Annotated in this window: 22 protein-coding genes and 1 pseudogene; 17 read left to right on the forward strand and 6 right to left on the reverse strand. The window is 70.4% G+C overall.

Annotated elements, in window-relative coordinates; all coding sequences use genetic code 11:
- Window positions 1–217: 217 nt before the first annotated feature.
- On the forward strand, window positions 218–2,602 hold the full coding sequence (locus FB563_RS02555) for a hypothetical protein (RefSeq protein WP_142218434.1): 2,385 nt from the start codon (window positions 218–220) through the stop codon (window positions 2,600–2,602).
- A 135-nt stretch (window positions 2,603–2,737) separates the two neighbouring features.
- Window positions 2,738–4,642 (forward strand): exo-alpha-sialidase, encoded by a 1,905-nt coding sequence (locus FB563_RS02560; RefSeq protein WP_079049011.1) that lies wholly within the window; start codon window positions 2,738–2,740, stop codon window positions 4,640–4,642.
- A gap of 585 nt (window positions 4,643–5,227) precedes the next feature.
- Here the strand turns inward: FB563_RS02560 and FB563_RS02565 are convergent.
- From FB563_RS02565 to FB563_RS02585, 4 genes are all read right to left on the reverse strand, one after another.
- Entirely contained in the window at window positions 5,228–7,903 is a 2,676-nt protein-coding gene (locus FB563_RS02565) for a WD40/YVTN/BNR-like repeat-containing protein (RefSeq protein ID WP_055709049.1), read from the reverse strand.
- Window positions 7,904–8,076: 173 nt separating this feature from the next.
- On the reverse strand, window positions 8,077–9,651 hold the full coding sequence (locus FB563_RS02570; protein WP_107100756.1) for a sialidase family protein: 1,575 nt from the start codon (window positions 9,649–9,651) through the stop codon (window positions 8,077–8,079).
- A gap of 205 nt (window positions 9,652–9,856) precedes the next feature.
- Window positions 9,857–10,345: a GNAT family N-acetyltransferase gene (locus FB563_RS02575; RefSeq protein WP_055709048.1), complete on the reverse strand. Its 489-nt coding sequence runs from the start codon at window positions 10,343–10,345 to the stop codon at window positions 9,857–9,859.
- A gap of 183 nt (window positions 10,346–10,528) precedes the next feature.
- Complete coding sequence (locus FB563_RS02585; protein WP_234357949.1) at window positions 10,529–11,362, reverse strand: trypsin-like serine peptidase; 834 nt, start codon at window positions 11,360–11,362, stop codon at window positions 10,529–10,531.
- A gap of 282 nt (window positions 11,363–11,644) precedes the next feature.
- Here FB563_RS02585 and FB563_RS02590 point away from each other — a divergent pair, with 282 nt between their 5' ends.
- The 7 genes from FB563_RS02590 to FB563_RS02620 all read left to right on the forward strand — a co-directional run bounded on the left by FB563_RS02590 (window position 11,645) and on the right by FB563_RS02620 (window position 16,047).
- Window positions 11,645–12,307 (forward strand): HAD family hydrolase, encoded by a 663-nt coding sequence (locus FB563_RS02590; RefSeq protein WP_234357947.1) that lies wholly within the window; start codon window positions 11,645–11,647, stop codon window positions 12,305–12,307.
- A 169-nt stretch (window positions 12,308–12,476) separates the two neighbouring features.
- A complete protein-coding gene (locus FB563_RS02595; RefSeq protein ID WP_055709046.1) occupies window positions 12,477–12,965 on the forward strand; it encodes a Fur family transcriptional regulator in 489 nt (162 codons plus the stop codon).
- Window positions 12,953–13,183, forward strand: coding sequence for a hypothetical protein (locus FB563_RS02600; protein WP_234357946.1), 231 nt, complete (start codon window positions 12,953–12,955; stop codon window positions 13,181–13,183). Before FB563_RS02595 ends, FB563_RS02600 begins: the two co-directional genes overlap by 13 nt.
- A gap of 9 nt (window positions 13,184–13,192) precedes the next feature.
- Window positions 13,193–14,242, forward strand: coding sequence for a CobW family GTP-binding protein (locus FB563_RS02605; protein ID WP_234357945.1), 1,050 nt, complete (start codon window positions 13,193–13,195; stop codon window positions 14,240–14,242).
- On the forward strand, window positions 14,239–15,264 hold the full coding sequence (locus FB563_RS02610; RefSeq protein ID WP_055709044.1) for a WD40 repeat domain-containing protein: 1,026 nt from the start codon (window positions 14,239–14,241) through the stop codon (window positions 15,262–15,264). Before FB563_RS02605 ends, FB563_RS02610 begins: the two co-directional genes overlap by 4 nt.
- Window positions 15,261–15,698, forward strand: coding sequence for a (2Fe-2S) ferredoxin domain-containing protein (locus FB563_RS02615; protein WP_234357944.1), 438 nt, complete (start codon window positions 15,261–15,263; stop codon window positions 15,696–15,698). Before FB563_RS02610 ends, FB563_RS02615 begins: the two co-directional genes overlap by 4 nt.
- On the forward strand, window positions 15,685–16,047 hold the full coding sequence (locus tag FB563_RS02620) for an ArsR/SmtB family transcription factor (RefSeq protein WP_055709043.1): 363 nt from the start codon (window positions 15,685–15,687) through the stop codon (window positions 16,045–16,047). The genes FB563_RS02615 and FB563_RS02620 overlap by 14 nt, the downstream gene beginning before the upstream one ends.
- A gap of 24 nt (window positions 16,048–16,071) precedes the next feature.
- Here FB563_RS02620 and FB563_RS02625 read toward each other — a convergent pair whose 3' ends face one another.
- Window positions 16,072–16,452, reverse strand: coding sequence for a hypothetical protein (locus FB563_RS02625; protein WP_055709042.1), 381 nt, complete (start codon window positions 16,450–16,452; stop codon window positions 16,072–16,074).
- Between the two features lie 165 nt (window positions 16,453–16,617).
- Between FB563_RS02625 and FB563_RS02630 the strand changes: the two genes are divergently transcribed.
- The 7 genes from FB563_RS02630 (at window position 16,618) to FB563_RS02660 (ending at window position 22,492) form a co-directional block, all read left to right on the forward strand.
- Window positions 16,618–17,577 carry an ATP-binding protein gene (locus FB563_RS02630; RefSeq protein ID WP_055709041.1) on the forward strand — a complete coding sequence of 320 codons (960 nt, stop codon included), beginning with the start codon at window positions 16,618–16,620 and terminating at the stop codon, window positions 17,575–17,577.
- 45 nt (window positions 17,578–17,622) lie between these two features.
- The gene (locus FB563_RS02635) at window positions 17,623–18,015 is read left to right on the forward strand and encodes an SCO5389 family protein (RefSeq protein ID WP_055709040.1); all 393 of its coding nucleotides are present in this window, start codon (window positions 17,623–17,625) and stop codon (window positions 18,013–18,015) included.
- A gap of 312 nt (window positions 18,016–18,327) precedes the next feature.
- Entirely contained in the window at window positions 18,328–19,305 is a 978-nt protein-coding gene (locus FB563_RS02640) for a metal ABC transporter solute-binding protein, Zn/Mn family (protein ID WP_055709039.1), read from the forward strand.
- A gap of 9 nt (window positions 19,306–19,314) precedes the next feature.
- A complete protein-coding gene (locus FB563_RS02645) occupies window positions 19,315–20,256 on the forward strand; it encodes a metal ABC transporter ATP-binding protein (RefSeq protein ID WP_055709038.1) in 942 nt (313 codons plus the stop codon).
- Entirely contained in the window at window positions 20,243–21,154 is a 912-nt protein-coding gene (locus tag FB563_RS02650; RefSeq protein WP_055709037.1) for a metal ABC transporter permease, read from the forward strand. Before FB563_RS02645 ends, FB563_RS02650 begins: the two co-directional genes overlap by 14 nt.
- Window positions 21,151–22,020 carry a metal ABC transporter permease gene (locus FB563_RS02655; protein WP_055709036.1) on the forward strand — a complete coding sequence of 290 codons (870 nt, stop codon included), beginning with the start codon at window positions 21,151–21,153 and terminating at the stop codon, window positions 22,018–22,020. Before FB563_RS02650 ends, FB563_RS02655 begins: the two co-directional genes overlap by 4 nt.
- 13 nt (window positions 22,021–22,033) lie before the next feature.
- Entirely contained in the window at window positions 22,034–22,492 is a 459-nt protein-coding gene (locus FB563_RS02660) for a Fur family transcriptional regulator (protein ID WP_055709035.1), read from the forward strand.
- A gap of 29 nt (window positions 22,493–22,521) precedes the next feature.
- On the opposite strand, the pseudogene FB563_RS02665 reads toward FB563_RS02660, so the two are convergent.
- Window positions 22,522–23,011, reverse strand: a pseudogene (locus tag FB563_RS02665) (cation efflux transmembrane domain-containing protein); the annotation flags it as partial.
- Window positions 23,012–23,215: 204 nt separating this feature from the next.
- Here FB563_RS02665 and rpmF point away from each other — a divergent pair.
- On the forward strand, window positions 23,216–23,386 hold the full coding sequence (rpmF, locus tag FB563_RS02670) for a 50S ribosomal protein L32 (protein WP_055709034.1): 171 nt from the start codon (window positions 23,216–23,218) through the stop codon (window positions 23,384–23,386).
- The last annotated feature ends 2 nt before the right edge of the window (window positions 23,387–23,388 follow it).

The following is a 23,388-nucleotide window of genomic DNA, read 5'->3' on the forward strand; positions in this document are numbered from 1 at the left end:
TCCCTGGTGCCGATACAGAGGAAGCCCTGTGTTTTTACTGTGAGTTGACTGAAGTCTGTAAATTCTCGGTTGCTTCGCGCCACGCAGGCTGCATCTCTCTTGTTGCGTGACATGTCCGGTGCAACCATCCCGGATTGCGAACACGCGCTCCATCGGCGTGAACGTCCTTCTTCTCCCCGCATGCCGGGCGATCTCCGGCTGGCCGAAAGGATGTTCCGTGTCCCGATCCAGACGCAGACGCGGACGCATAGCCGCGCTCACCGCGGTCCTCACCGCAGTCCCCGCCCTCTGGCTCGCCGCCCCCGCGGCCCAGGCCGACCCCGCACCCCACACCCCGGCGGCCCACCACTCGGCCGACACCGGCCCCGCCGTCCGGCACGACACCTCCCCCACCCTGCGCTCCATGGCCGCCCACGCCCACCACGGACACCACGGCAGGAAGCAGCAGGACGACGACCCCGGTGAGGCGCGCCTCCCGCACCCGCCCGCGTCCCACATCCCGGATCCGGTCGTGCAGTCCAGCCCCGGCGGGCCGTCCGCCCCTTCGACGGGCACGAACTTCGAGGGCATCGGCGCCGGCAACTACTCGATCACCGGTGTCCCGCCGGACCCGAACGCCGCCGTCGGCTCCAGCCAGATCGTCGAGACCGTGAACACCGCCTACGCGGTCTACTCCAAGAGCGGTGCCACCGTCCTCGCCCCGACCGACACCAGCACCCTGTGGTCCGGCTTCGGCGGATCCTGTCAGTCCACCAACGACGGTGACGCGGTGGTCCGCTGGGACACCCTGGCCAGTCGCTGGGTGGTGACGCAGTTCGCGAACGTGTCCTCGTCCTCGGGCCCGTACTACGAGTGCGTGGCCGTCTCCAGCAGTTCGGACGCGACGGGCAGCTACTACCGCTACTCGTTCCAGTACGCGAACTTCCCGGACTACCCGAAGCTGTCGGTGTGGCCGGACGCGTACTACGTCACGTACAACATGTTCACCGCCTCCGGCACCTTCCTGAACGCCGAGGCGTGCGCCATGAACCGGTCGGCCATGCTCACCGGCGCGAGCGCCGCCCAGCAGTGCTTCACCACCTCGTCCTCCTACGGCGGCCTCCTCGGCGCGGACCTGGACGGCTCGACCGCGCCGCCGTCCGGGGAACCGGAGCTGATGGTGGGCCTGGGCACGACGAGTACGACGCTGGCGTACTGGAAGTTCCACGTCGACTGGGCGACGACCTCCAACTCGACGTTCAGCGGCCCGTCGACGCTGACCGTGGCGTCGTACACCACCGCCTGTGGCAGTTCGGGCACCTGCATTCCGCAGACCGGGACCAGTCAGCAGCTCGACTCGCTGTCCGACCGGCTGATGTTCCGGCTGGCCTACCGCAACTTCGGCGATCACGAGTCGCTCGTCGTCAATCACGCGGTGACGGCGGGAAGTTCCGTGGGTGTGCGCTGGTACGAGCTGCGCATGTCCGGCGGCAACCCGACCGTGTACCAGCAGGGCACCTACGCCCCCGACTCCACCTACCGGTGGATGGGCTCGATCGCCGAGGACAAGACCGGCAACATCGCCCTCGGCTACTCCCAGTCCTCCTCCTCGGTGCACCCGTCGATCCGCTACACCGGACGCCTGGCCGGCGACACCCTCGGCACGATGACGCAGGGCGAGGTCACGGCGATCACCGGTGGCGGCTCGCAGACCAGCTACAGCCGCTGGGGCGACTACACCTCGATGTCCGTGGACCCGACGGACGACTGCACGTTCTGGTACACGAACGAGTACATCCCCGCCAACGGCAACTTCAACTGGCACACCAGATTGGCCTCGTTCACCCTGCCCAACTGCGGCTCCACCACGAGCAACGACTTCTCGATCGGCGTCAGCCCGGCCTCGTCCACTGTCGCCGCCGGCTCGTCGGCGAACACCACCGTCTCGACCGCCGTCACCTCCGGTTCGGCGCAGTCGGTGAGCCTGTCGGCATCCGGGCTGCCGAGCGGGGCGACGGCCGGCTTCAACCCGACCTCGGTGACCGCGGGCGGTTCGTCGACGCTGACGGTGGCCACGTCTTCGTCGACGCCGGCGGGCACGTACAACATCACGGTCACCGGCACGGGCGCCTCCGCCACCCACACCGCGACCTACACGCTGACCGTCACCTCTGGCAGCGGAGGCGGCGGGATCACCAACGGAGGCTTCGAGACGGGCAGCCTGACCGGCTGGACCTCCGCCGGGACCACGTCGGTGGTCGGCTCGGGCGCGCACAGTGGCACGTACGCCGCGCGGGTCGGCAGCACGTCGCCGACCAACGGCAACTCCTCGATCGCCCAGACGTTCACGGCCCCGTCCGGGACCAGCACCCTCGGCTTCTACTACAACGTGACCTGCCCGGACACCCTCACCTACGACTGGGCCACGGCCACGCTCAAGGACAACACCACCGGCACCACGACAACCGTGCTGGCCAAGACCTGTGTGTCGTCCTCCGGCTGGCTCCAGAAGACCGCCGCGGTCACGGCCGGGCACAGCTACACGCTCACGCTCATCAGCCATGACGACAACTACACGGGTGACGCCACCTACACCCGCTACGACGACGTGACCCTGTCCTGACCGGCGTCGGGTCAGAGATCGGTTCCTGAAACGTCGTGCCCGGGGCGGACCAGCGGACCTGCGCCGATGGTCCGCCCCTCCTCGAACGCCCTCGCTCGAGGGCGTACACCCCCATCGACGACAAGGGGTCTCCTCATGTCGCGCACTGCTGTCCGTAGATCCTTGGCGACCGCCACCACCGCCCTGCTCTCCTTAGGCGGCCTCCTTCTCGCCTCGCACCCGGCACTGGCCGACGTCTCCAACGGCGGCTTCGAGTCCGGCAGTCTGACCGGCTGGACATCCGCCGGGACCACATCCGTGGTCGGCTCCGGTGCCCACACGGGTACGTACGCCGCCCGGGTCGGCGGCACCTCACCCACCAACGGCGACTCCTCGATCGCCCAGACCTTCACCGCGCCGACCGGTGCCACCCAGCTGTCGTTCTGGTACAGCGTGACCTGCCCCGACACCGTCACGTACGACTGGGCCACCGCCACCGTGACCGACACCACGACCGGCACCACAACCACCGCGCTGGCCAAGACGTGCACCAACGGCCAGGGCTGGAAGCAGGTCACGTCGTCCGTGACCGCCGGCCACAGCTACACCCTCAAGCTCGTCAGCCACGACGACAACTACGCTGGCGACGCCACCTACACCCTCTACGACGACGTCGCCTTCACCACCGCCACCCCGCCGCCCGGTCTGACCCAGGTCAGCACGGACCCGTTCACCAACACCTCGAGTCAGCACGCCACCGAGCTGGAGCCCGACACCTTCGCCTACGGCAACACGATCGTCGCCTCCTCCCAGGTCGGGCGGTTCACCGACGGCGGCTCCTCCGACATCGGCTGGAACACCTCCACCGACGGCGGCACCACCTGGCAGCACGGCATGCTGCCCGGCATCACCACCTACCAGGGCGGCACCTGGGCCCGCGTCTCCGACCCGGCCGTCGCCTACGACGCCAAGCACGGCACCTGGATGGTGGCCGGACTGGTCATCGACTCGAACGTCAACGGCGCCGGCGTCAGCGTCAGCCGCTCCACGAACGGCACGAGCTGGCAGAACCCGGTGATCGCGGTCGGCAACGACGGCCAGGGCTACGACAAGGAGTGGATCGTCTGCGACAACTCCGCCACCAGCCCGTACTACGGCACCTGCTACGTCGAGGTGGACGTCACGTCCTCGGGCAACGCGGTGGTGATGAGCCGCTCCACCGACGGCGGCACGACCTGGTCGGCTCCGGTGGCCCCGTCCGGAGGACCGAGCGGCCTGGGTGGCCAGCCTCTCGTACAGCCGAACGGCACAGTCGTGGTCCCCTACTCCGCCAACGGGTCCTCGATCCGCGCCTTCAACTCGACCAATGGCGGCTCCACTTGGTCCGCCAGCACACTCGTCGCCAACGTCTCCAGCCACGGCGTGGCCGGCAACCTGCGTGACGGTGAGGGCCTGCCCTCCGCCGAGATCGACGGATCCGGCAAGATCTATGTCGCCTGGCAGGACTGCCGCTTCCGCTCCGGCTGCCCGGCCAACGACATCGTCTACGCCACCTCGACCAACGGCACCAGCTGGTCGGCCGTGACCCGGGTCCCCATCGACGCCACCACCAGCGGCGTGGACCACTTCATCCCCGGTATCGGCATCGACCCCGCCACCTCCGGTACCACCGCGAAGATCGGCCTCTACTACTACTTCTACCCGAACGCCAACTGCACCACGTCCACGTGCCAGCTGGAGGTCGGCTACATCTCCTCCGCCAACGGCGGCAGCACCTGGAGCGCCCCGGCCACGGTCGCCGGTCCCATGTCCCTGTCCCAGATCGCCGGGTCCACACAGGGCAGCATGGTCGGCGACTACATCTCCACCTCCGTCGTCAGCGGCAAGGCGGTCTCCGTCTTCGCCGTCGGCAAGGCCCCGGCCAACGGGCAAGCCTTCGACGAGGCTCTCTACACCGCCGGCCCGCTCACCGTCAGCGGCGGCAGCGCACGCGCCACGGCCCACGGCGCGGCGACCGTCCCCTCACCGCACGTCACCAGGCCGCTGCCGATCCGGCACTGACCTGAGAGAGTGCACGGTGCGCTCCGGCGGAGACGCCGGGGCGCACCTGGTATATGGGGACAGGGCCGATTGGGGCAGGAACCGGGCGCCGGACCAGGGCATCACAGTGGCGTGCGGCGGCTTGAGGAGGCAGGTGTGACGCTGGAGCAGCAAAGACGCAGGCCGGGACTCGGCCCCGCCCTCCACGTCGCCCTCGGCGACAGCACCTCCCGGGACACCGTCGTCGCCCCCGAGAGGCACGGCCGCGCCCCCTGCTACGGACTCCGCGTCGCCTGGCTGCCTGGCGGGCTCCGCCACGATCACCCACCACGCCGGGGACACCTCCGCCCAGAGCGTGTGCGTGCGCTCAGGTACGACGGTGACCGTCGTCGGTCACCGACGGCAAGGGTGTCACCCGGGTCACGGTGCGTGCCGCGCGCATCGGATCGGTGACCGTGACGTGGGGTCCCGAGAGCGCGCCGCTCTTCACGCTTCGGCTGAGTGTGGCGGCGTATCCGGTGCAGTGAACGTGAACGCCGGACGGCCGGTGGCCCCCGGTTCGGGGGGCACCGGCCGTCGTCGTGCTACGCAGCGTACGGGTGGTGATCAGTCCTTACGGCCCTTGAGGCGCCGTACGTCGAAGGACCAGATGCCGCGTCCGTGCGTGGCGGCGTACAGCTTGCCGTCCGGACCGAGGCGCAGCTGCATCACGGCCGTGGTGGGCAGGTTGTGGCCCAGGACCAGCCACTTGGTGGCGCCGGACGGCCGGTAGAAGGTGGACAGGTCGGTGCCGAGGGCGAGGCCGCCGTTCGGCAGGAGCTTGACCGCGTCGGCGGGTACGTCGGGCAGGTTGGCGGAGATGTCCGTCCAGCTCGCGCCGCCGTCCTTGGACTCGAAGACGTGGCCGACGCCCGCGCCCGGGCCCTCGGTGAAGCGGCGGGAGAAGCCGTTGATCGCCACGTAGACGTGCTGGGCGTTGGCCGGGTCGATCTCGAAGCCGGAGACGTAGCGGTTCGGGATGGTGCCGTCGACGGGGAGGTTGAGCTGGTGCCAGCCGGTGCCGTCGGCGTTGCCGACCGCGATGCCCCGGGTGAAGCCCTGGTTGTTGCAGGGGCCGCACCAGCCGACGTACACCGTGCCGCCGGAGGACGCGACGGCCGTGGCCACGTGGCCCTCGCCGAGGTCGTAGGCGTCTCTCCACTCCTTGCCGGAGCGGATCGCGAAGCCCTTGGTGTTCACCCACACGTGCCGGCCGCCCGCGATCCAGGTGCCCGTGTCCTTGGCGTCGGCGGCGATGGGCGCGATGAAGCGGGCGCCCGCACCGCCCTGGTCCTTGTCCGGCGGGGCGACCTCGTACTCGGTGGCCTTGGTCGGGTCGGTCGACCAGGAACCGTCGTTCACGCCGCAGTTCTGGGTGACCCACATGTCGAGGTAGACGTACTCGGCGGCGATGTTGCAGCCGTTGGCGGGGTCGGCGATGGTGTCGCCGCCGTCGCCGCCGAAGTTGGAGCCCATGACCTTGTCGTGGCCGCGCAGGATCGACTGCCCGTTGTCCTGCAGGCCGCCGGTGACGGAGACGCCGCCGTTGGTGAGGTCCTTGCCGACGCCCACGGAGTAGTACTGAAGGGTGTCGAGGGTGCCGTCGCTCAGGGACTGCCAGTCCTTTGCGTGACCGCCGGAGTCGACGGCGCCGCCCAGCGGGCGGCGGTAGATGCCGCCGTCGTTGCCCACGTACGCCCAGGTCTTGCCCTTGTAGCTGCCGATCGCGACCGCGTGCTGGTCGGAGTGGGTGGTGGGCGAGCAGTCGCCGGTCTGCTTGGCCGGGTCGATGCTCCAGCAGGGGAAGGGGAAGTTCCAGTACGGGCCCGGGGTCGTCCAGCTGTCGCCGCCGTTCTTGGTCTCGAAGACCTCTTCCAGGCCGAGGTAGACGTGGTCGGCGTTGGCCGGGTCGACCTGGAGGAACTGGTTGTACCAGGACTGGATGCCGGGCATGTACCCCGCGCTCTGCAGGGCGGATCCGGACGCCTTCAGCTTGGTGTAGTCCGCGATCAGCGTCCACGGCCCGAACGGCGAGCCGTTCTTGGACACGTACACACCCTTGAGCCCGCTGTCCGGGTTGGCGGCCATCTGCGCCGGGGACTGGTCGATGGCGTACAGCCGCGAGCCGTCGGCCGCCGCGGCGAACGTCACGTTGCCGACGTCGGCACTGCTGGTGGGCAGGTCACCGAGGCCGCTGACCGGCTTCCAGCTGCCGTCGTCCTGCTTGGCGTACAGGCCGTTGTAGGTGTCGCCGCCGCGCCAGCCGACCGCGAGGAGAACCTTGTTCGGGTCCTTGGGATCGACGGCGATGTCGTTGGCGATGTTCTTGTACGGCGCGCTCGGGTCGTCCGCCTTCGAACCGCCCGGCAGGTAGTCCGGGTTGGGGGCGAACTCGTGCTTCCACGGACCGGACAGAGTGGTCGTGGAGTGCGACCAGACGCCGGTGCTGGTGGCCGCCCACACCTTGGTGCCGGCGAAGCGCAGCGCGTGGATGACGGTCGACTCCAGTTCGGCACCGCCGACGCGGTCTCCGGGCTCGAACTGGCCGTGGCGCGGGTCCTTCAGGACGTACACACCCGTGCCCACGAAGGACGTCGCCCCGGTGTTGGACTCGCCGGTGGCGTACCAGAGCCGGTTCTGCCCGTCCAGCGAGAGGGTGCCGGTGGACAGGGACGGCAGTTTGTCGGAGATCGGCTTCCAGTGCCCGCCACCGGTCGTCGAGCGGAAGACACCGCCGTTGGCGCCACCCGCGTACACATAGCCCTGGTCGTCGGCCGCGATGCCGGTGATCCGACCGGTTACATAGCCCGCGCCACCACTGGAGTTGGAGTTCACATCGCGGTAGCGGGGGTCGTCGGAGTTGTACGCCTTCTTGGTGACGTGGTCCCAGTCGCCCCTCGTGTGCCTCATCGACCGCAGCTGCTGCCAGGCCGCCCCGTAGGCGCCGGGCGCGACCACGCCGGGCGCGGTGCGGGCCTCGGTGAACTGGGCCGTCGCCTCGGCGGAGTTCTCCGCCTCGTCGGCGCCGTCGTCATCGCCGCCCTCCGCGGCGAACGCGGACATGCCGTGGCCCGCGTGCACCGCCTTGATGTGCTGCCGGCCCATGGCGGCCTGATGGCGCGCCTGCCAGGGCCGGGGTCTTGCGTCGTTCGACGCCGCGAACGACTGGGTGCTTACCAGTCCGAACGCGGCCGCTACGACGGTGCAGGTCATGAACCGTCGCTGGTGCTTCGGGGGCAACATGCCGCTCCTCCCTGCGCCGGGCATATGGGGGTGTCCCGGGCACAGAGGATCTTGGCGTGACCACAACAGTCACACAAAGGGCTCACAGGAAAAATGGTGGGTTGTTTACCTTGCGCCTCATCTGAATCCGAACGTGCGCAGTGCAGCGCCTCTTTGGGGGTGCGTGTTCCCGATCAACGGACGAGCCGGTGCGGCCGGACTCCCAGGGTTCCCGTCGCGCGCGGCGCGACCGCGGTCGGGGTTTCGGCAAGGGGTCCGTAGTGCCTCCCGGTGGGAAGCACGCCGCTGTAGGCGTCCGTGGAGTCCTTGGGCGCGTTGGCATTGGTCTCGATGAACAGTGGCCGTACTCCGAAGCGGCCGTCTGTGGCGAGGCCCTCGTAGTCGCCGAGGAAGTGGCCTCCGGCGTAAGGGGCCTGGAGCCAGTCGAAGACCCGGGAGACACGGCGCTCAGTGGCACGGTTTTCCGCACCGCGGGGGAAGGTGAGCAGCCAGGCGGCGGTGGGCAGTGTGGTGGTGTTCCCGGCGGCGAGGTAGCGCAGGTCGTAGTAGGTGATCGCGACCGTGCCATGCGCGTCCACACTGATCGAGGGCGTGAAGGCGGGTGCGGAGGCGACAGAGTTGACCCGTGCGGGGGCCGACCAGGTCCGCCCGCCGTCGGTGGAGTGGATCAGCTCCACGGAGTCGTAGCCGCCACCGCTGAAGTCCGATCCCTCGTAGGCGACGTACAGCTCACCGGTGTGCGGGTCGATGGCGACGTTCGGCAGGTCGCCGCCCGCCCGCAGGGTCTTGGTCGCGTCGGTGGGGGCGTTGGGGTCGACTTCGGGTGCGGCCGTGTCCTTGGCGATGGTGACCGGCTTGCTCCACGTGCGGCCCTGGTCGGTCGACTTGACGACGGCGAAGTGCAGGTCGGTGGGTGTGAAGGTGCCGGTCGTGTAGTCGATGTCGTACGTCTGCCAGTCGAAGACGTCGTACAGGGTGTCGGTGCGCGGGTCGACGACGATGACGTTGCCGATGGTCTGCGAGTGGGGGACGACGGAGGTGTCCACGAACGGGCGTGCCTTGGTCCAGTGCCGGCCGCCGTCGCGGGTGATGGAGATGTAGGCGGGCCCGTCGTACACCTTGGCGGAGTCGTCCTCGTCGATGCGGTCCCAGACCTGGTAGGCGACACCGGGGTGGACCGGGTCGGCGGTGACCGCGTTCTTGTCGTCGCTGAACCGAGCCTGCGTGTCGTCGATCAGGGGCGTCGTGTGCTTCCAGGTGCGGCCGCCGTCGTACGACGTCGACGCGGCGACTCCGTTGCGTGCGTCGGTGGCGTCGAACACCAGCCCGCTGGCGTAGACCGTGCCGTCCGGACCGGTGCTCATCCAGCCGTCCGAGGCCCGCTGGTAGTCGAGCCCGCCCGGCGCGCAGTGCGAGAACGGCAGCGGGGTCTCGGTGAAGTGCCGTCCGTCGTGGGTGCAGGTGGCGGTCAGCCCTCTGGCACCGCCGTTGGACCAGCGGTCCTGCTGGAAGATGCCGACCGCGTTGCGCGGGTCGCGCGGGGAGACGGTGACGTACGGCTCGTCCTCCGCGGACGGGTAGTTCGTGCCGGTCCCGTCACCGCTGATGTCACAGGCGGCGTAGGGGTCGCTCGACGAGACCAGGTGAACGGGCTGACTGCCGCCGGAGGCCGCGGCACTGCCGGCGGCGGCGACGAGCAGATATGCAGCGGCGGCGGCCACGAGAGACGCTCTTGTACGTGTGCGCATGGCGATTCCCCCAACTCCGCGAATGACGGTTCGTCATGGGCTGTGCCGGCGAAGGTACGCCCCGGGGTCGCCGGGACATGAGTCGCCTCGCGAGCCTAACCCTGCACTGCTGGAATGGAGTTGGAGGGAGCGGTCAAGGACACGTCAATCTGCACGCCGGCCACCATGCAGGCGGAGCCGGTGCCCCGCGAACCGGCCCACCGCGTCATTCCGGAAAAATGCGAAACTCGAATTCGGGACGGTCCCACGGCACGGCGGGCGGGTTCGCGAACGCGGTCCCGGTCCGCACCGCACCAACGCGGTGGTAGAAGTCCTCGGCGGGAAGATGCGACACGACCTTGAGACGGTCGAGCCCGGCGGCACGGGCTTCGGACTTCATGTGCGCGACGAGTAGCCGTCCAATACCCCGTCCTTGCACTTCGTCGGCGACGAACAGCAGGTCGAGCTCCGGCGGAGCGAGGACGAGCGAGTAGAACCCGAGGACCCGGCCTCCATGCTCGTCGGCGCCGACGGCCACAAAGGCGCGGTGGGCCTCGATGTAATCAGGACCGACCCGGTAGCCCGCCACTGCGGCTGCGTACTTACCCTCGTAGGCGCGTGAGCCACGCACGAGCCGCGTGAGCCGTTTGGCATCCCTCGCCACGGCCCTCCGTATCGTGATCGGCTGGCTGATCGAGGAAGTGCGTGAACTCATCCAAAGAGTATTTCGCACCGGAGAGTGCCTTCGTGCGGCGGGTCGGCTGCCCGGGCAGGCGCTACCGCACCGCTCCCGGGAACCGCTCGCCCAGGCCCCGATCGACCACGTCACTGGCAGCGTCCTTGCTCCGTGTGCTCGAAAGCGGAGAGCCGCCGTGAGCGGGGTGCGGATGGACTGGGCTCAGTCCTCGTCCTGGGCGCGTCGGTAGAGCTTGGCGATGTCGTCGTCGAAGTACGCGGCGTAGGAGACATCGTCCTGGTCGCCGCCGCCCTCGTGGCCGCCCAGGACGCCGATGACCGTGCCGGTGTGGCTCTTGGGGTCGTAGTCGGTGAGCCAGGGGCTGCCGCTGGTCCCGTCCGCGAGGTCGGTGCACTGGATGCGCAGCTGGGTGTCACTGAACTTCGTGGTGCGGTTCCGGCACGAGACGGGGGTGTCGCGGCTGGTGGGGTAGCCGGTGATCTTGACCTTGTTGTCGAAGCCGCGGTTTACGCCGAGGGTGTTGCCGCCCAGGACGTCCTGGATGTCCTTTCCGTCCTTCTGGTCGAGGACGAGGAAGGCGACGTCGAGGTCCTCATCCTGCGACGTGGCCCAGCGGTCGTCGACAACCACCTTTCTGACCTTCCACAGGCCGGTGGGCTCGTCGCCGTTGCGGTAGCCGGGGGCGAAGACCAGGTCGTTCAGCGGCTGTCCGGAGTCGGCGTCGAAGGCGCAGTGGGCGGCGGTGATCAGCATGTTCCGGCCCGGACTCTGCACCACGCTCGCTGTGCAGAAGTGGGCGCCCTGGTCATCCTTCTCGAAGACCGCGCCGATCCGGGCATTCTCCTCGGTCCTGCGGGGAATGTACGCGTTGCCGTCCTTGACCGGGACCGTCTCGGAGAGGGCCTGGTCCTGGTCCTGCGGGGCCTGGCCCGGTTCGCCGGACTTGCCGAAACCGCTGCGCCCGCTGCTTCTGGCCGCATGGGTCACCGAAGTGGCGTCGCCCACCACTGCCGCTGCCGCGACGAAGACCAGCATGAGGGGCAAGACGGATTTCCTGGCCAGCCAGCGCACAAGGTCATTATCGACGCCGGCCGGGAATTCGGGAGGTGCTTCACGGGGAGGCTCCCGTCACAATCCACCGTCCCCAAGGCACCGGCCTGTCAGCCCACACCCGCAAAGACGTGGACACCATCACTTCCGAGCTCCGTAGCCGCCCACACAGGACCGTCGGCATCGTGGCCAGGGTGAGGAGGGGGAGTTGCCGCGGCCGGCCGCGGCGGCCGAGCGCCCAGCGAGCACCCGCCGGCCCGCGCCGTCGTGGACGCCGCACACGTCCGGGGTCTCGCCCTGCCTGCCGCGGAGGACTTCGCCTCCACTCCGGGCGTCGGAGTCACGGCCACGGTGGACGGCCGCAAGGTCGCCGTCGGCTCCCCAGCCCGGCTGCTGTCCGGCACCGAGGGCGCGCACACCGCCGTCGCCGCCGAGCTGGAGGACGGCGGGCGTACCGCGGTGCTGGTGGTGGTCGACGGCACGCCGGCCGGGGTCCTGGGCATCTCCGACCAGCTGCGGCCGGACGCCGCCGACACCGTCGCATCGCTCGTCTCGCTCGCCGGAACGCCGCCGACGCCGGCCACCGGGGACAATCCGCGCGCCGCGGCCCGCCTGGCCGCCGACCGACGTCCGCGCCGGCCTGCTCCCGCAGGACAAGGTCGCCCGCGGTCCGGGAACCGGAGCAGGCCGGCCGCAAGGTCCTGCATGGGCGACGGCGTCAACGCCGCGCCCGCCCTGGCCTCCGCCCACACCGGCATCGCCATGGGCCGGACCGGCTCCGACCTGGCCCTGGAGACCGCCGACGCGGTGATCGCCCGCGACGACCTGGCCACCGTACCCGCCGTGGTGACCCTCTCCCGCCGGGCCCGCCGCCTGGTCGTGCAGAACCTGGTCATCGCCGCCGTCTTCATCTCCGGCCTGGTCGTCTGACACCTCACCTCCCCCTCCCCCGCGGCGTCCTCGGCCACGAGGGCTCGACCGTCATCGTCAGCGAGGCGTCGCACAGCAACACATGACCGACCACTCATATGGACATGGATTTCATTTCCATCTACGGTGGAGGTGCCGACCCGGCACGAGCCACAGGGGGTGATGCGCCATGGGCGGCCGGACGACCCGACAACGCAAGGCGGTCACGCGCGTACTCGCGGCCTGCCAGGACTTCGTGTCGGCCCAGGAGTTGTACGCCCTTCTGGTGGCCGGCGACCACGCGATCGGCCTGACCACCGTCTACCGCGCCCTGCGTGAGCTGGAGGTGGACGGCGGTGTGGACGTCGTACGCGACGAGACCGGCGGGCGGCTCTACCGGCTGCGTCCGGCCGACGGGCACCGCCACTACCTGATGTGCCGCGACTGCGGCCGCAGCCGGCCGGTGGACTCCGAGGTCGTCGAGGAGTGGGCGGGCCGGATCGCCGCCGCGACCGGCTTCACCGCGGTGGAGCACACCGTCGAACTCACCGGCGTCTGCGCCGACTGTCTGGCCCGCACCGACGGAGGCCGGCCGTCCGGGAACGAAGGAGAAGAACCGCCATGCCGCTGGGATCGCGCCCCGGGCCCCCGGGGCCCAGTCCACAGGTGCGCGAGCTGAAGGAGACCGTGCGCACTCTCCTCGATCTCGACGACGACACCGCCGTCCTGATCCGCCAGCTCGCCTGCTCCGAACCGGGCTGCCCGCCGCTGGAAACGGTCGTCGTGGTGCTGCCGATGGAGGGCGACGCCCGACGCTGGACCTTGCACCGCCCCGCCGACCAGATCACCGAGGACGACCTGCGGGCCGCCCTGCTCGCCGCTGAACAGCACGACTAGGAGACCGACTTGACCACCTCCGTAACCGAAGGGCCGCGCGACGTGGGGGCACCCCCGGACGAAGTCTGGGGAAGGGTCCCCGTCACCGTCCTGACCGGCTTCCTCGGCTCCGGCAAGACCACCCTCCTCAACCGCATCCTCACCGAGAACCACGGCATGAGGATCGCGGTCATCGAGAACGAGTTCGGCGAGGTCGGCATCGACGACGCCCTCGTCCTCGACGCCGAGGAAGAGATCTTCGAGATGAACAACGGCTGCATCTGCTGCACCGTGCGCGGAGACCTGATCCGCATCCTGGGCGCGCTGATGCGGCGCCGCGAGAAGTTCGACCACATCCTGATCGAGACCACCGGCCTCGCCGATCCCGCGCCCGTCGCGCAGACCTTCTTCATGGACGACGAGATCGCCTCCCAGTTGCGGCTGGACGCGATCGTCACCCTCGTCGACGCCGCCCACGTGCTCCAGCACCTGGACGAGGTCAAGCCGGAGGGCGTGGAGAACGAGGCCGTCGAGCAGATCGCCTTCGCCGACCGCGTCGTCCTCAACAAGACCGACCTGGCCGGGGAGGAGACCATCGGACAGGTCGTACGCCGCATCCGGGCCATCAACGGCGGAGTGCGGATCATCCCCGCACAGCACGCGCGCATCAATCTCCACGAAGTGCTGGACGTGGGCGCGTTCGACCTCGAGCGGGTGCTCGCCGACGACCCCGCCTTCCTCACCGAGACCGAGCACCAGCACGACACCACCGTCACCTCGGTCGGCATCGAGCTGAGCGGGGAGCTGGACGAGGACCGGCTCAACGCCTGGCTCGGTCAGTTGCTGCGCACCAAGGGCGTCGACCTGTTCCGCTCCAAGGGCATCCTCGCCATCGCCGGAGCGCCCAAGCAGTACGTCTTCCAAGGCGTGCACATGCTGCTGGACGGCACCTTCGGACGCGACTGGCACGAGGGCGAACCCCGCACGAACAAGCTGGTGTTCATCGGCCGCAACCTCGACCGCGAGGCCCTCGAACGCGGTTTCGCGGACTGCCTGGCCACGGCGGGGGCAGTCGCGTGAGTACGACGGTGCAGTCCCCGCTCGCCTGGGAGGCCGGCGTCGACGACGCACCCGTCGCTCTCAGCGCGCGGGGCGATCTGGTCGCCGTCGCCGGGGCCGAGGGGACGGTGAAGGTTCTCGACGCGGCGATGGGCGCCGAGATCGGGGCGTTCGAGGTTCCCGGGGGCGCACTCGCGGTCGTGCTCTCCCCGGATGCCGGGCACGTGGTGGCGACCGGCCCCCTGGGGTACGCACTCTGGCGCCGCTCGGACGGCCGTACGACGGTGCGGGAGTCCGGCGCCTGGTCGGCGGCCGCCGCCTGGGCCGACGGCACCCGGGTCGCGGTCGCCTCCGGCCGCCGCGCACTCGTACTCGGCGCGGACGGCGGCGAGTTGTGGCGCACGGAGCCCGCCGCGTCCACCGTCACCGACCTCGCCTGGATGCGGCAGGGGCGGCGCCTGGCCGTGGCCGCGTACGGGGCCGTGCGCTGCCACGAGCGGCACACCGAGAAACCGGTCGCCACCTACCCCTACGTGGGTTCCCACCTCGCACTCGCCGTCGCGCCCACCGGGAGGTGGATCTGCAGCGGCAACCAGGACGCCTCCATCCACATCTGGCGCGCCCGCGACGGCGGCGAGCTGACCATGTCCGGCTACCCGGAGAAGGTCTCCCGGCTCGCCTTCGACGACACCGGCTTCTGGCTGGCCGCCGACGGCGCACCCGACGTGACCGTGTGGGACTTCTCCGGCAAGGGCCTGGAGGGCACCGCACCGCGCTCGCTGCGCTGCCACGAGACGGTGACCGCGCTGGCCTGGCGGCCGGGCGCGGCCGGGCATCTGGCCAGCGGCGGCGCCGACGGCACCGTAGCCCTGTGGCACGCCACGGCCGGGCGGCCCCAGGCGCGCCTGCGGCCCGTGCGCGAACTGGACGGCACGGGCGCGGCGGTCGCCGCACTGGCCTGGACAGGTCCCTACCTGCTGGCCGTCGCGTGGCGGGACGGCCGGATCCGGACGTACGGCGTGCCGTCCCGGACCGCGCTGTGAACCGCTCCGTGATCCGGGCGGCCGCTCCCCGCCCCTGCACGCTCGTCGTGTGCCGGGGCTGCTGCTGCGGCAACCCGCGCAAGCTCCCCCAGTCTCGGCTTCGCTCGACCGGGGGGACCCCCATCGGCACCGACCACGCCTGGCAACTGGACCGACTGCGCGCCGGCGCGGCGGAACACGGCTTCCAGGTCCGTACGACGGACTGCCTCGGCCCCTGCGACCAGGCCAACGTCATCGTCGTCCAGCCCTCCACCGCCGGACGCCGGGCCGGAGGCCGCGCCGTCTGGGTCGGCTCCGTCATGGACGACGACAGCACCGACGACCTGCTGCGCTGGGCAGCCCAGGGCGGACCCGGCATCGCCGAACCGCCCGCCACCCTGGCCCTGCAGTTCATCCGCCCACCGCGCGAGGCCCGCGCCCGTGCACGCCGATGACCTCGACGCCGGCGGCCGCGACGTCCTCGCGGCCGCCCGGCTCGACGAAGCCACCGCCGCCTCCGTCGCCACGACACTCCAGGCCCTCGCCACACCGTCCCGCCTGCTGATCCTCACCACCCTGCGGCAACGCCCGTACCCCGTCGGCGAACTCGCCGCCGCCATCGGCATGGAACAGTCCGCCGTCTCCCACCAACTGCGCCTGCTGCGCGCCCTCGGCCTGGTCACCGGCCGCCGCGACGGCCGTCGCATCGTCTACAGCCTCTACGACGACCACGTCGCCCAACTCCTCGACCAGGCCGTCCACCACATCGAGCACCTGCGCCTCGGCGTACGCGACCTCGGCTGACGCACAGCATCCATGAGGGGTGCGTCAGTTGAGGTGTGCCACCTGCTGCGGCGCCGGGGCCGTGCGCAGCCGGTCGGGCAGCGTGCCGTCGTCGGGCATTCCGGCCCGTAGCCAGGCCCCCACCACCTCGGCGTCGGCTTCCGTCACCAGCGGACCGAGGAGTACGGCGACACCACTCGGCCTGCGGTCGGCCCCGCACGGCTGCACGGCCGCGTGCAGCCCGCGGCGCCTGCGGCAGTGCAGCACCCTCGCGAGACAACCGGTGGAGACCATCACGCCGTGCGGGCACTCCCGGACCGCACGGCGCAGGGCGTCCATCACCCGCCCGCTCGCGGCGGCACGGCATGAGCCGCAGACCACGAGGGTGAAAGGGCGGCTCTGACGGCCGCCTGCGGTATCGCTCATCTCTGAGTCTCCTCCGTGTGGGTGAAAGTGATCCCCCGATTGCCGTCGCGGCGCCCAACAGGCCATGGCCGTCGGCAAGTTGAAGCCCTGGCGATTTGACAGCACCCGGCCACACCTCCAGCCTATGCTTATGACATCCATTTTCAATAGAGGGGGCGACTAGCCATGCGCGTTGCCTTCGTCGGCAAGGGCGGCAGCGGCAAGACGACCCTGTCGGCCCTCTTCTCCCGTCACCTGGCGCACTCGGGCGCGCCGGTCGTCGCGATCGACGGCGACATCAACCAGCACCTGGCGTACGCCCTCGGCCTCGACGAGGACGAGGTCTTCGCCGCGCCGCCGCTCAGCGTGCGCACCGGTGAGATCAAGGAGTACCTGCGGGGCACGAATCCGCATATCCCTTCCGTCGAAGCCATGGTGAAGACGACCCCGCCCGGACGCGGGTCCCGGCTGCTGCGGCTGCTCGGCGACGACGAGGTGCACAGCCATCACGTCCAGGAGGTCGGCGGCGTACCGCTCATGGTCACCGGCGCCTTCGCGGAGAGCGACCTGGGAGTGGCCTGCTATCACTCCAAGCTCGGCGCGGTCGAGCTGTACCTCAACCACCTCGTGGACGGCCCCGGCGAGTACGTCGTCGTCGACATGACCGCCGGCGCCGACGCCTTCGCCTCCGGCCTGTTCACCCGCTTCGACATGACGTTCCTGGTCGTCGAACCGACCCGCAAGAGCCTCTCCGTGTACCGCCAGTACCGCGAGCACGCCGCCGAGTTCGGCGTCCCGGTCGCCGTCGTCGGCAACAAGGTCACCGGCGAGGACGACCTGCTCTTCCTCAAGGAGCGCGTCGGCGACGATCTGCTCGCGCACTTCGCGCAGTCCTCCTATGTACGTGCCCAGGAACAGGGCCACGGGCACGGCGAGTTGGAGCCGCACAACACCCGCACCCTGGACTTGCTGCGCGCGGCCGTGGACGCCCGCCCCAAGGACTGGGCGGCCTTCCAGAGGCACGCCGTGGAGTTCCACCTGCGCAACGCCGCCGCCTGGGCCAACGAGGCCACCGGCCAGGACCTCGCCGCCCAGGTCGACCCTGACTTCCAGCACGGCCCCGCGGCCCTGACCGTCTTCGCCTGACCCCATCCCCTCCGCCAAGAGAACCACAGAACAGGACAGCCCTTCATGTCACTCGACGTCTCCCCGCAGCTGCTCGCCGAAGCCGAGAACGGCGAGGTGCGGGAGCAGGACTTCGTGGAAACGGTGCGCACCTCCCTGCCGTACGCCTACGACCTCATCGCCCGCCTCGCCGAGGAACTGCGGTCCGGTACGTCGGAGTTCGCCGACAACCAGACCCCGCCGCCCTCCGAGAAGGAGCGCGGCCAGCTGCTGCGCGCCCTGTCCAGTGACGCGATCCGGGGCAGCCTGGAACGCCATTTCGGCATCGCCCTCGCCTTCCAGAACTGCCACCGTGTCGCGGCGTTCCGACCCGAGGCACGCGGCGGCGAGACCCACGCCCGCTTCACCTCGCTCCGGGCGCAGATCCTCAACCAGTCGCCGGAGTTCCGCGACTGCTGAACCACTGCCGGTCACAACGCCGACTGCCCGAACCGGCGTTCGGCAATCAGGCCGGCCACTTCGCCCCCTCGGCGGCCGTCGCCCACCAGGACACCCGGTCCTCGTGAGCGACGGCCGCCCGCGCTTGCCCCCGCGGCATCCAACCGCGCCCCCACCTGCGCATCCCCCGAGCAGTCGTACACCCGGTCAAAAGATGGCAACGGTTTTCATCTGGGATTGATCTGAAAATCATTTCCATCTAGCGTCGCAGGTGTCGCCACACGGTCGGCGCGTGTCCGCCGCGCGCCCGGCATCGCCCGAAGGAGCTCCCGCATGTCCACCGCCCCCGCCTCCCGTTCCGCCCGGCCGACCGCGAGGATCGCACTGGTCACCGCGACGGCCGCCCTGACCGCCGTGACGGCGACGGCCTGCTCGACCTCCTCCTCGCACACCACCGACACCGCCGCGACCGGCAGCGAAAGTGGGTCGGGCAGGACCATCCAGGTGGTGGCGGCCGAGAACTTCTGGGGCAGCATCGCCTCCCAGCTGGGCGGCAGCCACGTGAAGGTGACCAGCATCATCAACAACCCGGATGCCGACCCGCACGACTACGAGCCCACGGCTGCCGACGCCCGTACCGTGGCCGGCGCCCAGTACACGATCGTCAACGGCATCGGCTACGACGCCTGGGCGGACAAGCTGCTGGCCGCCAACCCCGGCAGCGGACGCACCCAGCTAAAGGTCGGCGACCTGGTCGGCATCAAGCCGGGCGGCAACCCGCACCGCTGGTACTCCCCGGACAACGTCCACCAGGTCATCGAGAAGATCACCGCGGACTACAAGAAGATCGACCCGGCCGCCGCGGCTTACTTCGACCAGCAGAAGACGACCTTCGAGACGAAGACGCTCGGCGATTACAACAAGCTCATCGCCGACATCAAGGCGAAGTACGCGGGCACGCCGATCGGTGCTTCCGAGTCCATCGTCACGCCGCTCGCCGAGGGCCTGGGGCTGAGGATGCTCACCCCGGAGACGTTCCTGGACGCGATGAGCGAGGGCTCCGACCCCACGGCCAAGGACAAGGCCGCCATCGACCAGCAGATCAAGAACAAGAAGATCAAGGTCTACGTCTACAACTCCCAGAACTCCACGCCGGACGTGCAGGCGCAGGTCAAGGAGGCCAAGGCCCAGGGCATCCCGGTCGCCACCGTCACCGAGACCCTCACCCCCGCCGGGGCCACCTTCCAGCAGTGGCAGACCACCCAGCTGCAGGGCATCGAGCAGGCCCTGGCCAAGGCCACCGGGAAGTGAACTGAAGCCATGAACCCGATAGCGAAGGCCCGCGAAGCCGTCACACACACCAGCAGTCACACCGTCCCCGGCCGCCGAAGCGGGGGGCACGACACGGCCGCAGGAGCGGGAAGCGATCCGGTGGTCGCCCTGCGCGGGGCCGCGGTGCGGGTCGGCGGCCGGACGCTGTGGTCGGGGGTGGACCTTCGCATCGGGGCCGGCGAGTTCACCGCCGTACTCGGCCCCAACGGCGTCGGCAAGTCCACCATGATCAAGGTTCTGCTGGGTGCCCTGCCCGCGGCGGCCGGAGACGTACGGGTGCTCGGCGCCCGGCCCGGGCAGGCCAACGACCGCATCGGCTATCTGCCGCAGCGGCGCAGCTTCGACGCCGATCTGCGCATCCGCGGTGTCGATGTGGTGCGCATGGGCCTGGATGGTGACCGGTGGGGGGTGCCGCTGCCGTTCCCGAGCGCGCGTCGGCGGTCCGCCCGTGCGCGGGTGGACGAGGTGATCGAGCTGGTCGGGGCGTCGGCGTACGCACACCGGCCCATCGGGCAGTGTTCCGGCGGCGAGCAGCAGCGCCTACTGATCGCCCAGGCACTGGTCCGCAGGCCCGAACTGCTCCTGCTCGACGAGCCGTTGGACAGCCTCGACCTGCCCAACCAGAGCGCCGTCGCCGCGCTGATCGGGCGCATCTGTCACCAGGAGGGCGTGTCCGTGGTCATGGTCGCCCATGACGTGAACCCGATACTCCACCACCTGGACCGGGTGGTGTACCTGGCCGAGGGCGGCGCCGCCGCAGGCACACCGACCGAGGTCATCACCTCCGAGACGCTGACCCGGCTGTACGGCACACCGGTCGAGGTGCTGCAGACCTCGGACGGGCGGCTGGTCGTCGTGGGCCAGCCGGAGGCACCGGCCGTGCACACCGACCGGCACGACACCCCGGGGAGCGGTCATGCTGCTCGCTGAGACAGGGGCACCAACCTGGTCGTGGAACCTCCTGACCGACTACCAGGACATGTGGTCCTACCCCTTCATGGTCAACGCGTTCCGCGCCGGCGCGGTCGTGGCCGTGGTCTCCGCGCTCGTGGGATGGTTCGTGGTGCTGCGGCGGCAGACGTTCGCCGCGCACACCGTCTCGATGGTCGCCTTCCCCGGCGCCGCCGGAGCGCTCCTGCTCGGGTTCAGCGCGGTCTACGGCTACTTCACTCTGTGTGTGGCCGCCGCACTGGTCATCGCGGCCCTGCGGGGCGGCGGAGAGCACGAGGAGTCGGCGCTGACCGGGACGGTGCAGGCGTTCCTGCTCGCGTCCGGCTTCCTGTTCACCGCCCTGTACAGAGGGCTGCTGGAGGGGCCGCAGACCATTCTCTTCGGCACCTTCCTGGGAATCACCTCCTCCCAGGTGACCGTGCTGGCGGTGGTCGGTGCGGTGGTGCTCGCGGTGCTGGCGCTGATCGGGCGGCCGCTGCTGTTCGCGTCCGTGGACCCGCAGGTCGCCGGCGGGCGCGGGGTGCCGGTCCGCGCCCTGTCGGTGGCCTTTCTCGTCCTGCTCGGTGCGGCCACCGCCGAGGCGAGCCAGATCACCGGGACCCTCCTGGTCTTCGCCCTCATGGTGATTCCGGCCGCCACCGCGCAAGTCCTCACCACCCGCCCGGCGTTGAGTCTCGCCCTGGCCGTCCTGCTGGCCTTCGCCGCGACCTGGCTGGGGCTGACCGCCGCCTACTACTGGCCCTACCCTCTGGGCTTCTTCGTGACGACCATCGCCTTCGCCGGTTACCTGCTCGCGCTGGGCCGGCGCTCGCTGCGCGAGGTACTCGCTCGCACCCGACCCGGGGCCGCACCCAGGGCCAAGGAGGTGGTCGCATGACCGTCCTGCTCGCCGCCTCCCCGTTGTCCCACCCGTTCTTCCTGCACGCCTTCCTCGCCGGTACCGCCATCGCCGCGGCCTGCGGGCTGGTCGGCTACTTCCTGGTGCTGCGGGCGCAGGTCTTCACCGGCGACGCGCTCAGCCACGTCGCCTTCACCGGCGCGATGGCCGCCCTCGCCTTCGGCGCCGACCTTCGCCTCGGGCTGTTCGCCGCCACCATCGCCATGGCGCTGCTCTTCGGCACCCTCGGCCGCAAGGCGCGACCCGACGACGTGGTCATCGGGAGCGTCTTCTCCTGGATCCTGGGCCTGGGCGCGTTCTTCATCACGCTCTACACGACCTCGCGCAGCACCACGAACGGCACCGCCGGCATCAGCGTCCTGTTCGGCTCCATCTTCGGCATCTCCGCCGGCAGCGCGGTCGTCGCCGCCCTGGTGGCAGCCGGGGTCGGCCTGCTGGTGGTCCTCACCGCCCGGCCGCTGCTGTTCGCCACGCTCGACGAGGCCGTGGCCGCCGCCCGCGGCGTACCGGTCCGCCTGCTCGGCTACGGCTTCCTCGCCCTGGCCGGCATCAGCGCCGCCGAGGCCACCCAAGCGGTCGGCTCCCTGCTCCTGCTCGGCCTGCTCGCAGCCCCCGCCGGCGCCGCGATCCGCCTCACCGACCGCCCCTACCGCGCGCTCGCCCTCTCCGCAGGGCTGGCGGTGCTGGAGATGTGGGCGGGGCTTTTCGCCTCCTACGCGGTGCCGAAGATGCCGCCGAGCTTCGCCATCATGGCCGCCGCCACGGCCGTGTACACCGCCACCTTCCTGATACGACGCCCTGTCCCCGGTCCTCGTACGCGAACCACCGTCCCCACCCGCACCTGAGCGAAGGCACCCGATGGCACCCGACCGCCGGCGCACCCCCACACCCTCGCACGACGTCACGCTGATCGGCCGCCTCACCCAGCAACGCACCGTCGTGGTCGAGGCGCTCATCCGCACCGACGGCTTCGTCGGCGCCCAAGCCCTCCACAACCAGCTCGCCGCCGCCGGCTCACCGGTCGGCCTCTCCACGGTCTACCGCACGCTGGCCGGCCTGGCCGGCGTCGGCCGGGCCGACATGGTGCGCGACACCAGCGGTGAACGCCTCTTCCGCTACCGCCCGGGACCGGAACACCGCCACTACCTCATCTGCACCGAATGCGGCCTGAGCCGACCCGTCGACTCCGGCCCGGTGGAGGAATGGGCCGACACCGTCGCGCAGACCTCCGGGTTCGCGAACGTCCGGCACACGGTGGAGTTGTCCGGGGTGTGCCCGGACTGCGGCCGACGGCCGGCGGCGGACGAGCGCCGGTGAACTCCGGCGGCACTGCCTGTCCGGAGGGGTCACCGTCGAGGGCAGCAGTCGCACCCCGGAGCACAGCCGCAGGCATCCGCCTCCCGCCGACCGTCGTCCTGCCCGGCGGCCGACGGCCTTGCGCAGCACCCCTGCCCACGCCACGCGTCGCGCCCCTCCTTCACCGCGACCGCGGCGATGACCAGGGCCGCGAGCGGATCCGTCCACGACCGGCCGAACACGGCATTGACGACCAGGCCCACCAGCAGCACCGCCGACACATAGGTGCGCAGCAGTGTCTGCTTGGAGGCGGCCACGGCAGATGCGGAGCCGAGTTCCCGACCGGCGCGACGCTGGGCCGCCGACAGGACCGGCATGTCCACGAGCGAGAGGGCAGCCGGCACGATCCCGGGCAGGGAGCGCGTGGCCTCGCCTGAGCCGATCGACGGTGACGTAGGCGGCGAGCGCGAAGAGCGACAGCGCGGTGATCCGCAACGCGGTCTTCTCGCGGGCCTCACGCACCGCGTGCTCGCGGGCGGCAAGCGCGCCGCGCCTGGCCGGGTCGGGGCCGAGGGAGATGGATGTCTCTGCGCTCACGGTCAGGACAGCCCTTGTCGTCGGCGTCGACGCACGTCCGGTCGCCCGCGACGGCGACCACGGCGGTGCGCATGAACCATGGGCCACTTCGTAATGGTGTTCATTTTCATGTAGCCTGTACTCGCCATCCCAACCAGGAGGATTCCCATGGCCGTTCCCAAGCGGAAGATGTCCCGCAGCAACACCCGCCACCGCCGCGCCCAGTGGAAGGCGACCACGCCGGCGCTCGTACCGGTCATCGTCGACGGAGTGTCATACCTGGTACCGCAGCGGCTGGTGAAGGCGTACGAGCGCGGGCTGCTGCGCCCCGAGGGCTGAGC

The organism is Streptomyces puniciscabiei, assembly GCF_006715785.1.
Classification (GTDB): Bacteria; Actinomycetota; Actinomycetes; order Streptomycetales; family Streptomycetaceae; genus Streptomyces; species Streptomyces puniciscabiei.